General features: G+C 39.0%; 12 protein-coding genes and 1 riboswitch. Of the genes, 5 read left to right on the top strand and 7 right to left on the bottom strand.

Translation table 11 applies throughout. The annotated features are described in order from the left end of the window. Positions 1 to 41: 41 nt before the first annotated feature. A riboswitch (SAM riboswitch) is annotated at positions 42 to 153 on the bottom strand. Between the two features lie 97 nt (positions 154 to 250). Then, a complete protein-coding gene (locus RBH95_RS04135; RefSeq protein WP_307901460.1) occupies positions 251 to 1,795 on the bottom strand; it encodes a hypothetical protein in 1,545 nt (514 codons plus the stop codon). 147 nt (positions 1,796 to 1,942) lie between these two features. On the opposite strand from RBH95_RS04135, the gene RBH95_RS04130 reads away from it, so the two are divergent. From RBH95_RS04130 to ppgK, 5 genes are all read left to right on the top strand, one after another. Further along, positions 1,943 to 3,118, top strand: coding sequence for a 2-isopropylmalate synthase (locus RBH95_RS04130; protein ID WP_307901459.1), 1,176 nt, complete (start codon positions 1,943 to 1,945; stop codon positions 3,116 to 3,118). Further along, positions 3,118 to 4,527 carry a 3-isopropylmalate dehydratase large subunit gene (leuC, locus tag RBH95_RS04125; protein ID WP_307901458.1) on the top strand — a complete coding sequence of 470 codons (1,410 nt, stop codon included), beginning with the start codon at positions 3,118 to 3,120 and terminating at the stop codon, positions 4,525 to 4,527. Before RBH95_RS04130 ends, leuC begins: the two co-directional genes overlap by 1 nt. A 25-nt stretch (positions 4,528 to 4,552) precedes the next feature. Further along, complete coding sequence (leuD, locus tag RBH95_RS04120) at positions 4,553 to 5,143, top strand: 3-isopropylmalate dehydratase small subunit (protein WP_307901457.1); 591 nt, start codon at positions 4,553 to 4,555, stop codon at positions 5,141 to 5,143. A 39-nt stretch (positions 5,144 to 5,182) separates the two neighbouring features. Continuing rightward, on the top strand, positions 5,183 to 6,301 hold the full coding sequence (gene leuB, locus RBH95_RS04115) for a 3-isopropylmalate dehydrogenase (protein WP_307901456.1): 1,119 nt from the start codon (positions 5,183 to 5,185) through the stop codon (positions 6,299 to 6,301). A 169-nt stretch (positions 6,302 to 6,470) separates the two neighbouring features. Next, entirely contained in the window at positions 6,471 to 7,223 is a 753-nt protein-coding gene (gene ppgK, locus RBH95_RS04110) for a polyphosphate--glucose phosphotransferase (protein ID WP_076663240.1), read from the top strand. Position 7,224: 1 nt separating this feature from the next. Here the strand turns inward: ppgK and argH are convergent, their stop codons facing one another. The 6 genes from argH to proC are packed head-to-tail and all read right to left on the bottom strand — an operon-like array spanning position 7,225 to position 13,190. After that, complete coding sequence (argH, locus tag RBH95_RS04105) at positions 7,225 to 8,499, bottom strand: argininosuccinate lyase (protein WP_307901455.1); 1,275 nt, start codon at positions 8,497 to 8,499, stop codon at positions 7,225 to 7,227. Next, positions 8,496 to 9,557: a M20 family metallo-hydrolase gene (locus tag RBH95_RS04100; RefSeq protein WP_307901454.1), complete on the bottom strand. Its 1,062-nt coding sequence runs from the start codon at positions 9,555 to 9,557 to the stop codon at positions 8,496 to 8,498. Before RBH95_RS04100 ends, argH begins: the two co-directional genes overlap by 4 nt. Then, a complete protein-coding gene (gene argB, locus RBH95_RS04095) occupies positions 9,554 to 10,330 on the bottom strand; it encodes an acetylglutamate kinase (RefSeq protein ID WP_307901453.1) in 777 nt (258 codons plus the stop codon). The genes RBH95_RS04100 and argB overlap by 4 nt, the downstream gene beginning before the upstream one ends. Next, a complete protein-coding gene (locus RBH95_RS04090) occupies positions 10,330 to 11,268 on the bottom strand; it encodes an acetylornithine carbamoyltransferase (protein ID WP_307901452.1) in 939 nt (312 codons plus the stop codon). Before RBH95_RS04090 ends, argB begins: the two co-directional genes overlap by 1 nt. Continuing rightward, positions 11,269 to 12,393, bottom strand: coding sequence for an aspartate aminotransferase family protein (locus RBH95_RS04085; protein ID WP_307901451.1), 1,125 nt, complete (start codon positions 12,391 to 12,393; stop codon positions 11,269 to 11,271). It lies immediately after the preceding gene. Beyond that, on the bottom strand, positions 12,390 to 13,190 hold the full coding sequence (gene proC / locus RBH95_RS04080) for a pyrroline-5-carboxylate reductase (protein WP_307901450.1): 801 nt from the start codon (positions 13,188 to 13,190) through the stop codon (positions 12,390 to 12,392). The genes RBH95_RS04085 and proC overlap by 4 nt, the downstream gene beginning before the upstream one ends. Between the last annotated feature and the right edge of the window lie 9 nt (positions 13,191 to 13,199).

The raw sequence follows: 13,199 nt of genomic DNA, 5'->3' as shown, positions 1-13,199 counted from the left end.
TAAAAAGAATTTAAGAGAACATACAGAATGTAATTCTCATGAGGTTATCTATCTAAAAACTAATTGCCTTCAGTAGAATGTAGCACCTTCTTTATTGCTAAAGGGTTGCTAAGGTTTCGTTGGGTCTAATCCCTCCACCTTTCTTGATAACATTTTCAATAAGTGAGTGAACTTTGTGAGTGCAAATATTCAGTTAGAAAAACTTAAAATCCAAATTTATTCTTCACTTTTTGAATTTTTTATGATTTTATCATGAAAATTCTGCCAAATACTTTTCCCTGATAATTTGCGCTACCGGCTTGTTGTATATTTTGCTTTCCAGCCACGAAATAATATCCAAATACAAAAAGGCACGACGCTCGTAAGGATCGTTTTCGTAGGTTTTAAAGGTTTTATGAAGTTCAATAAATGCCTTTTTGATATCCTGAGGATACACATCCTGAAGCCCTTTAATAAACTTGATCATTTCTTTTTGGACTTCGTAAAGGTCATTAATCTTCAGTAGGAATTTGTAAGTGCTTCTCAAAAGCTTTTCAATGTGATAATCGTAACCTCCTTCATAGTGAGCTACTAAATTTAAAACTCTGGAAAAGCAGAGCAAATCCTCCCGCATAGAAAGGGATTTATTAGAAATGATCTTATCCAAATATGCGATGCACTCTTTATTGTTTCCTGCTCCAAAATGCATGCTCGCAAACTTGTAATAAAACACCATGGTGTGATGCTCGTCTATACGATCTTTGTACGACTGTAAATCTTTTTCGATGATCGGAATCAAATATAAGCCCTCTTGAAAACTACCATCTATAAAGTAATAATTGAGTCTATTAACATTTAAATACAAGAACGAAAGGGCTTCTACATTTTCATCTTTTGGAAAGGATTTTGCCGCTACAATACTTTCAAATTTTCTTAAATAATGGTCAAACTTGCGCTTGTTTTTAGTGTAGAACAAGGCTTCCAATAGGTAATTGTTCCCTTTAATGAAGAACACAGGGTTCAAGTCTACCATATCTGGTTGTTGCTCAAATAGCTTCACCCAACGTAAGGCATATTTATAGCAATTCAAAAAATCTTGAAGCAGAAAACTATACCATAAATTAGCTTTGTATAGCCATAAACGCTCTCTAAACCCCAATTCATTGATATCGTATTTTGGCAAACGGGCTTGAAAATAATCCCTTATTTGCTTGGCTTCGGCTTCATTTTTAACGTAACCTATCTTTAGAAATAAGCCATAAAGCTGCAAGGATAAATTGGAAAGTTTACTTGCTATAACATTAGCCTTGCTCAGTTCTTTCGCCTGAATTGTCAACTCATCGGCTCGCCCACTGATACTTCTTGTTATGTATTGTGATTCGATGATTTTTTCAAGCTCCACAATTTCAAAAGCTAGATTCTTTTCTTCACTTTGAATAGCCAATTCCTTGGACTTATCTAATATTTTCAAGGCTTGTTTATAAAGTCCTTTATGGTATAAAATGGAAGCAAAATCCAATTGTTCCCTTAATTGCGACCTAGTATTTTGGTGAGATGGGTTTAATCTAAGACTAATCAGTATTTGTTTGTATAAATGAGCCTTAACATTCGCTAATTGTTGTTTTTTGACCACTCCACTTTTCAAAATAATAGCCTCGTCATACACAGATAGCTTATCCATGATGTTAAAGAGGTTCAAAAATTTTGAATCTTCATTTACTCCCAATCGCCCCACATACAGCTTAAACTGGCGCTTTTCCGATTTTGTCATGGACTTCACCAGTAGAAACAAATTGTCTTTCAAATCCTTAGTCATCGAACAAAAATAAACGTTAAACACTTGTTTTACAGTGTTTTACAACGCAAAACAACAGTTGAACATCGTAATACACATTAAAAACCAAAGTGTAATGTATAACCAAAGTATAAATTCGTAAGACAATACAAAAATATATTTCTATAAATGTCTAAAGAGCACGTACAAATTTTTGACACCACCTTAAGAGACGGTGAACAAGTTCCTGGGTGCAAGCTAAATACCACCCAAAAGTTGATTATTGCCAAAAAGTTGGACCAACTAGGAGTAGATGTTATTGAAGCGGGATTTCCGGTTTCTAGTCCTGGCGACTTTGAATCGGTTGAGGCCATATCCAAGTTGGTTAAGAATGCTACTGTTTGTGGTTTGACTCGAGCTGTTGAAAACGATATTAAAGTAGCTGCGGAAGCCCTTAAATATGCCAAACGACCTCGAATCCATACCGGTATTGGAACTTCCGACTCTCATATTAAATTTAAATTCAATTCTACAAGAGAACAAGTTTTAACACGGGCTTACGAAGCCGTGAAATATGCCAAATCCTTTGTGGAAGATGTGGAATTTTATGCGGAAGATGCGGGAAGAACAGACAATGAGTATTTGGCTCGTGTGTGTGAAATGGCCATTAAAGCTGGAGCTACCGTTTTAAATATTCCAGATACGACTGGTTATTGCTTGCCCAGTGAATACGGGGCAAAAATCAAATACCTAAAAGAAAATGTAAAAGGTATTGAAAAGACCATCTTGTCTTGTCACTGCCATAACGATTTAGGATTGGCTACGGCCAATTCCATAGAAGGTGTTATTAACGGTGCACGCCAAATTGAATGTACCATCAACGGTATTGGGGAACGTGCCGGAAATACTGCGTTGGAAGAAGTCGTCATGATTTTAAAACAACACCCGTACTTAAACTTGGATACCAACATTAAAACTCCAGAGTTATACGGCATCAGCCAATTGGTGTCCGAGCAAATGGGCGTTTATACCCAACCTAACAAAGCTATTGTAGGCTCCAATGCCTTTGCACATAGCTCCGGTATTCATCAAGATGGCGTCATTAAAAACAGAGAAACTTACGAAATCATCGACCCTAAAGATGTAGGTGTTACCGAATCGGCCATTGTATTAACAGCCAGAAGCGGAAGAGCTGCCTTGGCATATAGAGCCAAAAACATCGGGTACGAATTGACCAAATTGCAATTGGACGAGATCTATGCCAGTTTCTTGAATTTTGCCGATAGTAAAAAGGAAATCGATGACAATGATATCCACCACATCATCGAAACCAGTAATGTATATCAACAAATAATTAGCGCGTAATGGGAAAGACCTTATTTGATAAAGTTTGGGATGCGCACGTTGTGGACTCCATTCAGGATGGACCACAAATTTTATATATTGACAAACACTTAATTCATGAAGTTACCAGCCCACAGGCTTTTAACGAGCTTGAAGAACGAGATATTCCAATATTTAGGCCAAACCAAATTGTGGCCACCGCAGACCATAACACTCCTACAAAAAATCAACACTTACCAGTTAAGGATGAGCTGTCCAGAAATCAGTTAAAACAGCTCGCCGAAAACTGTCATAAAAATAATATTACACTCTACGACTTAGGACATCAATACAATGGTATCGTCCATGTTATGGCTCCTGAACTAGGCATCACCCAACCAGGTATGACCATGGTTTGTGGCGATTCGCATACCTCTACCCATGGTGCTTTTGGTGCCATTGCCTTTGGTATTGGGACCAGTCAGGTAGCACAGGTATTTGCAAGTCAATGTTTGTTATTGACAAAGCCTAAAAGTTTACGTGTAACGGTTAATGGCAAGTTAAAGAATGGCGTCCTACCCAAAGATGTCATTCTTTATATCATTTCAAAATTGGGCACCAATTCAGGAACGGGCTATTTCTGCGAATATGCAGGAGACGTTTTTGAAAACATGAGCATGGAAGGCCGAATGACTGTTTGCAATATGAGTATTGAAATGGGTGCTCGAGGCGGTATGATTGCCCCAGACGAAACCACTTTTGAATACATAAAAGATAGAGAGTTTGCGCCTAAAGGCGAGGAATTCAAAAACAAAGTTGCCTATTGGAAAACATTGCCTACGGATGCTGACGCTACGTTTGACAAAGAATACGTTTTTGATGCCCAAGATATTGAACCTATGATTACCTACGGTACCAATCCAGGTATGGGCATTAAAATTTCAGAACACATCCCTGTTTTGAATGATGCTTCCTTTGAAAAATCCTTGGAATATATGGATTTCCAAAAAGGAGAATCCTTAGTAGATAAACCTATCAATTATGTATTTATTGGTAGTTGCACCAATTCTAGAATTGAAGATTTTAGAGTGGCTGCCAACTACATTAAAGGCAAACATAAGGCCGACAACGTCACTGCGTGGTTAGTTCCTGGAAGTAAGCAGGTAGAAGCCCAAATTATAGACGAAGGCTTAAAAGACATTTTTGAAACTGCCGGTTTTGAGTTGCGACAACCAGGTTGTTCCGCATGTTTGGCCATGAACGATGATAAAATCCCCCAAGGCGAATATTGCGTTTCTACATCCAATAGAAATTTTGAAGGACGACAAGGCCAGGGTGCCAGAACCATTTTGGCAAGTCCATTAGTAGCGGCAGCTACAGCGGTTGCAGGAAAAATAGTAGATGTATCAAAAGCCTTTGAAAATGCTTTTGAAAAAGAATTAATGAGCTAAACCTTTCAACGGAAAGGAAACAAATATGGAAAAGTTTACAACGTTACAATCAAGAGCCATTCCGTTGGCCATTGAAAATATAGATACTGATCAAATCATCCCTGCGCGTTTTTTAAAAGCAACAGACAAACAGGGATTTGGCGACAATGCCTTTAGAGATTGGCGCTTCGACAAACATGGAAATGTCAATACTGGGTTCCCATTAAACGATCCAAAATATACAGGAAGCATTTTGGTTGCTGGTGATAATTTTGGATGCGGCTCCAGTCGCGAGCATGCCGCATGGGCTTTAGTTGGTTATGGGTTTAAAGTAATCGTCTCAAGTTTTTTTGCTGATATCTTTAAAGGAAATGCTTTGAACAATGGGTTGCTGCCGGTTCAGGTGAGTGAAGCCTATCTAGAAACTTTATTGAATACCATTAAGGCAAATCCAAAAACCGAACTCATCGTTGATTTAGAAAATCAAACCATTGGCATTATAGGTAGCGACCAACAGGAAAGTTTTGAGATTGACGCTTACAAAAAAACCTGTATGCTCAATGGCTATGATGATATTGATTATTTATTAAGTAAAAAAGAAGCCATTGAGGCTTTTGAATTAAGTAGAACAAACTAACACGTAGAGAAGGCTACAAATGGTCCTTCATATAAAGAAATGAAATTAGATATTGCTGTTTTATCAGGGGATGGAATTGGTCCAGAAGTGACCGATCAGGCAATTAAGGTGTTAAAGGCCATCGCACAGGAATTCAACCATAGCTTTAGGTTCAAACCTGCGCTTGTCGGTGCCATTGCAATAGACGAAACAGGTTCCCCTTTACCAAATGCCACTTTAGACATTTGCAAACAAAGTGATGCTGTGTTATTTGGAGCTATTGGCGACCCTAAATATGACAACGACCCTTCGGCAAAAGTGCGTCCGGAACAAGGTTTACTTAAACTTAGAAAGGAGCTGGGATTGTTTGCCAATATCAGACCTGTAAAAGCTTACGACAGTCTTGTAGGGGCATCACCACTTAAGGAAGAAAACATAAAAGGAACCGATATTAGTATCTACCGTGAATTGACTGGAGGCATCTATTTTGGAGACAAATATTTAAGCGATGATGGCAACACTGCTTCTGATCTTTGTTTGTATACACGGGAAGAAATTGAACGCATTGCCCACTTAGCCTTTAAGGCTGCTCAAACGAGAAGCAAGAAACTAACACTGGTTGACAAGGCCAATGTTCTGGAATCTTCCCGTTTATGGAGAAAAGTAGTGACCGAGCTTTCTACATCTTACCCTGATGTAACTTTAGATTTCTTGTTTGTAGATAATGCTGCCATGCAAATGATTCTAAATCCAAAACAGTTTGATGTTATTTTAACCGAGAACATGTTTGGAGACATCATCAGTGATGAAGCCAGTGTTATTGGAGGGTCTATTGGGCTTTTGGCCTCGGCGTCTGTAGGTAATAAACACGCCATGTTTGAACCTATTCATGGCTCATATCCACAGGCAAAAGGCAAAAACATCGCCAATCCAATTGCATCTATTCTATCCGCTGCTATGTTACTAGATCATTTTGGTTTGCATGATGAAGCGGATATGGTTAGGAATGCCGTAGAAAAATCGGTTCAATTAGAAATAATGACCCCTGATTTGAATTCAAAATATAACAACATAACAACTGCTAAGGTTGGTGATTTCATTGAGGATTTCATCAACAATCCTAAAGATAGTAATATTAATTTCACTAACATCCATTTGGGTCAGTCTACAATAATCTGAAACGTTTAAGAAAACTATGTCTTCTTTAGGATATAAAAAAGCACTCAACTGAGTGCTTTTTGCTTTCATACTCTTTAAAAAACTATCCGTTGTCAATAATTATGACTCACTTTTTACGAGGGGTTCTCTAATAGATTTATTAATTTTAACATTCAGAAAATTTAATTCTATGGAAATTCTAGGAATCGATGTCGGCGGATCGGGCATGAAGGGAGCATTAGTGAATACTATCACAGGAGAACTTGTCACCAAAAGATATAGAATACCAACACCTCCATCACGAAAACCCGAAGACATGGCAAAAGTGTTTGCTCAGATAGTAAAACATTTTGACTATTCGGGACCTATTGGTTGCGGGTTTCCCAGCATTATCAAACATGGAATTTGTAAAGCTTCCGGAAACCTCCATGAAGAGTGGGATCACGTCAATGTAGAGGAGTTGTTTTCGAAAGAAGTCCATTTACCCGTTACGGTTATTAATGATGCTGATGCAGCTGGATATGCGGTAATGAATTATGGCATTGGCCAAGGAAAACCTGGGTTAGTCCTAACCATTACCATAGGTACTGGTTTGGGTAGCGGTGCTTTTTATGACGGTAAATTGATTCCTAATTTTGAATTGGGTCAAATCCCTTATAAAAAGTATGAAAAAATTGAACAGTGGGCTGCCGCTTCTTCAAAAAAAGACAAGAATTTAAGCTTTAAGAAATGGGGCAAACGCTTCAACATATTCCTTGGTTTGGTTGAAACATTGGTGTGCCCCGATTTAATTATTCTTGGAGGAGGCACATCAGACGATTTTGATAAATTCAAAAAGTACATTACTATTGAAACGCCTGTTGTTCCTGCCCATTTAGGAAACCATGCTGGCATTATAGGTGCCGCTTGTGCTGCCACACACCAAATTCCAAAAACCTATTAAGCTACTTTGCGAATTTAGCCTTGATATCCTCTAAACATAAGTTCCCCATGCTTCCAACGTGGGTATGTTGTTTAGAAGTGTCTGGTGTATAAGTTCCCTCCTGTACCTGCTTACCAATAACCTGGTAAGCTTCTCTAAAACTCATCCCGTTTTCAACCAAAGTATTCATATTGTCTACCGTAAAAAGGTAACGATATTTAGCATCATTCAAATCGATATCCTTTACTTCCACCTGATTGATGGCATAGTTAAAAATATCCAACAAATCCTTCATATCTTCTATTCCCCCTATAATAGACTCCTTCAACAATTGGTAATCCCTGTGGTAACCACTGGGAAGGTTATTGGTAATTAAAGTCATCTCGGTTTGAAGGGCTTGAATTTTGTTGCATTTGCCACGAAGTAATTCAAAAACATCAGGGTTTTTCTTATGAGGCATGATGCTGCTTCCTGTGGTCAATTCATCTGGAAATGAAATGAAACCAAAATTCTGGCTCATATACAAACAAATATCCATTGCAAAACGCGCCATGGTGTTGCTTAAACCTCCTAAAGCAGCCGCGATAGTTCTTTCACTCTTACCACGACTCATTTGGGCTGCAACAACATTGTACTTTAAGGTTTCAAATTGAAGATCTTTGGTGGTAAATTCTCTATCAATTGCAAAGGAACTCCCATAACCAGCAGCCGAGCCCAACGGATTTTGATCCACCGTTTTTAAGGCCGCCTGCAATAGATAACTATCATCGGCCAAAATCTCGGCATAGGCAGAAAACCACAATCCGAAGGAAGACGGCATCGCCACCTGCAAATGCGTGTAGCCTGGCAACAGTTTATCTTTATGGGTATTGGCCAAGTCCAAAAGTGACAAAAAGAACGTTTCTGTTTTTAATAGAATCTCTTGAATATTTTCCTTGTAATACAACTGTAAGGCGACTAAAACTTGATCGTTTCTAGAACGTGCTGTATGGATTTTTTTTCCAACTTCGCCATAAGTTTTGGTCAGTTCAAATTCTATTTTGGAGTGTACATCTTCAAACTGGTCTTCAATTACAAATGTTCCCGCTTCTATTTGTTCCTTCAAATGTTGCAATCCTTCTTCCAACTGGCCAAGCTCTACCTCGTTTAAAATTCCAATATGCTGCAGCATTTTTGCATGGGCCAGAGATGCCTGAACATCATATTTTGCAATATGCAAATCTATTTCTCTATCGTTTCCTACAGTAAACTGTTCTATTTTTTTATCAATGGCCAAGCCTTTATCCCAGAGCTTCATAATACGTTGTTTAGCAATTCAATATAAATCTTAATTCCTTCTTCAATTTCGTGCAGATAAATAAATTCATCGGCAGAATGCGAGCGCGTACTGTCTCCAGGTCCCAATTTTAGAGATGGACAAGACAGCACAGCTTGATCTGATAACGTAGGTGACCCATAGGTTTCCCTTCCCAAAGCGATTCCAGCTTTCACCAAAGGATGTTCCACAGGAATGGAAGAAGAATTCAATCGTAAACTTCTCGGAACAATGCTATCGCATGGTGCTTCCTTCATCAAAATATCGGCAACTTCCTGATTGGTGTATTGGTCATTCACCCTCACATCCACCACTAAATCAACATTGGCAGGAATGGCATTGTGTTGTTTCCCTCCATTAATTTGAGAAACAGTTAATTTCACCTCTCCTAAAGTTTCGGACACTTTTTCAAATTGAAACTTTTGGAACCATTCCAAAACCTTAATAGTATTGTATATAGCATTATCATCATTTGGGTGCGCCGCATGACTTGGAGTCCCCTTTACCACGGCATCAAATACCACCAACCCCTTTTCTGCAATAGCTAAATTCATGAGTGTTGGTTCGCCTACAATTGCAACATCCACCTCCGGAATGAACTCCAACATACTATTCAAACCATTAGGTCCGCTACTTTCTTCTTCCGCAGAAGCCACAATCACCAAGTTATATTTTAAATCTTCTTTGGCATAGAAATAAGTAAAGGTTGCCAAAAGTGACACCAAACAACCTCCAGCATCATTGCTTCCCAAACCGAAAAGCTTCCCATCCTCCACAATGGCTTCAAAAGGATTTTTGGTATAGCCATTATTAGGTTTTACGGTATCGTGATGGGAATTAAGCAATAAGGTTGGTTTGCTCTCATCAAAATATTTATTGATAGACCATACGTTATTGTTATATCGTTTATAAGGAATATCATGCCCTTTGAACCAATTCTCTATATGCCCTGCCGTTTGGTCCTCTTCCGAAGAAAAAGAAGGCGTGGCAATGAGCTGTTTCAACAAATTTATGGCATGCTGTGTCAGTTCTTGAATCATTTGGTAATTGTTGTAAATTTTGTGGTAGCTTGGGTCAACATGTTTGGTTTACCAATGCAAACCTTGGTTACATTCTTGTTAATTGCATGAAAACAATTATTTAGTTTAGGCAGCATTCCATCGGCAATAATCCCTTCGGAAAGCAAGTTTTGATAAATTGGTTCGGTGATGGTTTCAATTATAGAATCCTCATCATTCACATCACGTAATACGCCATTTTTTTCAAAACAGTAATACAGTTCTACATTGTATTTTTTCGCAAAGCCTATGGCCAATTCCGAAGCAATAGTATCGGCATTGGTATTAAGCAAATTCCCCTGCGTATCATGGGTAATAGCACAAAATATTGGAGCAACACCTTGATTCATCAATAACTCTAAAATTTCAGTATTTACTTTTTCTACATCACCTACAAATCCGTAGTCGATATTTTTTACAGGACGTTTTACAGACACAATAGTATTTCCATCAGCACCTGTAAAACCAATGGCATTGCAGCTAAGCGACTGCAGTTTTGCAACAATATTTTTATTGATTTTTCCTCCGTATACCATCGTGATGATGTCCAATGTTTCAGCATCCGTAATACGTCTACCTTGCACCATCTTCACTTCCACCTCCATCTTTTGGGCCAATTGGGACGCTAATTTCCCTCCACCATGCACCAAGAGTTTTGGTGAATTCATCTTGGAAAATTGCTCTAAAAATGCGTCCAAAGCTTTAGAATCGTCAATAATGTTTCCTCCTATTTTTACAATTTTAAGCGTTTCCATTATTTCAGATTTTCTAAAATTTGCTTCAATACAATCTGTGCGGCAAAAGTTCTGTTATTGGCCTGTTGCATCACAATGGATTGACTACCATCCAAAACAGCATCTTCAACCACCATATTTCTACGTACCGGTAGACAGTGCATAAACTTGGCCTTACCAAGTTTTTCAGCAGTCATCATCCAATTAGGGTCCGTATTCAACACTTTTCCGTAATCATTAAAATTGCTCCAGTTTTTTACATATACAAAATCGGCATCGGCTAAGGCTTCTTCCTGATGATGGATAATTGGTACATCTTTGGTAATGTTAGGATCCAATTCATACCCTTTTGGATGCGTGATTTGAAAATCGACATCCATTAGTTGCATCATGGATGCAAATGAATTGGCCACCGCTTGAGGCAATGCCTTAGGATGTGGCGCCCAAGACAAGACCACCTTGGGACGTTTTGTTTCTGTAAATTCCGAAATAGTCACGGCATCGGCCAAAGCCTGCATGGGATGTGCCGTAGCGCTCTCCATATTGACAATTGGCACCGAAGCGTACTTTTCAAAACTTTTTAAAATATATTCCGACTGGTCTTTAGCCTTATTCGTCAAACTTGGAAATGCTCTCACCGCAATAATATCAGCGTATTGTGAAATCACTTGGGCCGCTTCCTTAACGTGCTCTGATGTATTGGCATCCATTACGGTTCCGTCCTCAAATTCCAACTGCCAAGCCTCATTAACATTAAGTGACATCACTTCCACACCCAAATTCCTAGCCGCTTTTTCCGTACTTAAACGCGTTCGCAAACTTGCATTAAAAAAGAGCATCACCAAGGTCTTGTGCTTTCCTAAACCATGATATTCAAAAGGTGCCATTTTCAACAAAATGGTTTCTCTTATCAAACTATCAAGGTCAGCAATATCGCTTATGTCGGTATACTTTTTCATCTATAATTCGCTTTTCAAAGCAGTTAAAAACTGGTCGATATGTTGTTTTTGCACCGTTAGTGGCGGCAAAATCCTGATCAAGTTTGGATTATTCGCACTTCCAGTGAAAATTTTATGTTTATGAATCAGCTGTTTGCGTAAATCGGCCACTTTAAAATCGAACTCCAAACCAAGCATCAAGCCTCTACCTTTAATATTCTTTAGACCTTTGAGAGATTGTGCTTGTTCTATAAAATAATCTGAAACTTCCTTTACATTGGTCATCAAATTTTCATGTTCCAACACCTTTAAAACTGCCAAAGAAGCCGCGCAGGCTAAATGGTTTCCGCCAAAAGTAGTTCCCAACATTCCGAAAGACGCTTCAAATTTTGGATGGATCAAAATGCCCCCAACAGGGAATCCATTCCCCATTCCTTTCGCCAATGAAATGACATCTGGAGTTATTCCGTGTTTTTGGAACGCAAAGAAATCGCCTGTTCTTCCATAGCCACTTTGCACCTCATCGGCAATAAAAAGCGTATTGTATTGTCGACACAACTTTTCTAGACCTTTATAAAACTCAGTGGTGCTTTCGTCCAATCCCCCAACACCCTGAATGCATTCAACAATCACGGCACAGGTTTCATTTTTAACTAGGATGGCTTCTACAGCTTCCAAATCTCCCAATTCGACAAAATCCACTTGCTGTTGCGCATTTAATGGCGCTACAATTTTAGGATTGTCTGTTGCTGCAACCGCTGCCGAAGTTCTTCCGTGGAAGGAATTTCTAAAAGCTAAAATTCGTTCTTTGCCGTTATGGAAAGACGCCAACTTCAAAGCATTTTCATTAGCCTCTGCTCCTGAATTACACATGAACAATTGGTAATCTGAACATCCAGACACCCTTGCCAATGTTTCCGCCAATTCCTCCTGTAATGGATTTTGAATGGCATTGCTATAAAAGCCCAATTGGGCCACTTGATTTGAAATAGCCGACACGTATTCGGGATGGGAATGCCCTATGGAAATCACTGCATGCCCGCCATAAAGGTCTAAATATTCGGTACCGTTGTCATCATATACGAGGACATCTTTCGCCTTAACTGGCGTGATATCAAACAACGGATACACCTTAAACAAACTCATATTTGTTCTTTTTTAATATTGTTGATTTTGTTAAACGAGGCTACCATACCTTGAATTAAAGAGGAACTCAAGCCTTTGTGTTCCATCTCGTTAAGACCTTCAATAGTACAACCTTTTGGAGTAGTAACCCTATCAATTTCTTCCTCTGGGTGATGTCCGTTGTTAATCAACAGGCTCGCCGCTCCTTCTGAAGTATACATCGCCAACTCCTGAGCCTCTTCTGCATCAAACCCCAATTGAATGGCCGCTTGAGTAGTAGCGCGTATCAAACGCATCCAAAAGGCAATACCACTAGCACACACCACGGTGGCCGCCTGCATTTGGGCTTCTGGAATAGTTAAGGTATGTCCCAATCTTTTAAAGATTGCTTCGGCTACCTTGATACGCTTGGCACCTTGTTCATTACTACACAAACAGGTCATGGATTTACCAACAGCAATAGCCGTATTAGGCATGGCTCTGATGATAAATTGATTCTCTCCTACAATGGCTTCAATCCTAGAAATGGTGTATCCTGTGATGGTTGAAATTAACACATGTTTTTCAGTCAGGTAGGGAGCTACTTCTTTCAAAATGGCTTCCAAATGAGAGGGTTGCACTGCAAAAATGAGAATATCGGAATGCTTCACTGCCAACACATTGTCGTTTGTGGTTGTAACTCCTTTATATCCTTCGAATTCTGAAAGTGCCTCCACATGCCTTCTTGTTAAATACAAGGTTGTAACGGCATTGGTAGTGATTAACCCCTTGGCAATAGACTGCCCTAAATTACCTGATCCAATAACGGCTAATTTCATAGACTTATA

This window comes from Mangrovimonas sp. YM274, assembly GCF_030908385.1.
Classification (GTDB): Bacteria; Bacteroidota; Bacteroidia; order Flavobacteriales; family Flavobacteriaceae; genus Mangrovimonas_A.
Note: the sequence above shows the minus strand (reverse complement) of the source record. Positions and strands in the feature narration are given on the sequence as shown.

Coding starts and splice junctions, on each gene's coding strand:
- RBH95_RS04135 (WP_307901460.1), bottom strand. CDS start 1,795: ATGACTAAGGATTTGAAAGACAATTTGTTTCTACTGGTGAAGTCCATG.
- RBH95_RS04130 (WP_307901459.1), top strand. CDS start 1,943: ATGTCTAAAGAGCACGTACAAATTTTTGACACCACCTTAAGAGACGGT.
- leuC (WP_307901458.1), top strand. CDS start 3,118: ATGGGAAAGACCTTATTTGATAAAGTTTGGGATGCGCACGTTGTGGAC.
- leuD (WP_307901457.1), top strand. CDS start 4,553: ATGGAAAAGTTTACAACGTTACAATCAAGAGCCATTCCGTTGGCCATT.
- leuB (WP_307901456.1), top strand. CDS start 5,183: ATGAAATTAGATATTGCTGTTTTATCAGGGGATGGAATTGGTCCAGAA.
- ppgK (WP_076663240.1), top strand. CDS start 6,471: ATGGAAATTCTAGGAATCGATGTCGGCGGATCGGGCATGAAGGGAGCA.
- argH (WP_307901455.1), bottom strand. CDS start 8,499: ATGAAGCTCTGGGATAAAGGCTTGGCCATTGATAAAAAAATAGAACAG.
- RBH95_RS04100 (WP_307901454.1), bottom strand. CDS start 9,557: ATGATTCAAGAACTGACACAGCATGCCATAAATTTGTTGAAACAGCTC.
- argB (WP_307901453.1), bottom strand. CDS start 10,330: ATGGAAACGCTTAAAATTGTAAAAATAGGAGGAAACATTATTGACGAT.
- RBH95_RS04090 (WP_307901452.1), bottom strand. CDS start 11,268: ATGAAAAAGTATACCGACATAAGCGATATTGCTGACCTTGATAGTTTG.
- RBH95_RS04085 (WP_307901451.1), bottom strand. CDS start 12,393: ATGAGTTTGTTTAAGGTGTATCCGTTGTTTGATATCACGCCAGTTAAG.
- proC (WP_307901450.1), bottom strand. CDS start 13,190: ATGAAATTAGCCGTTATTGGATCAGGTAATTTAGGGCAGTCTATTGCC.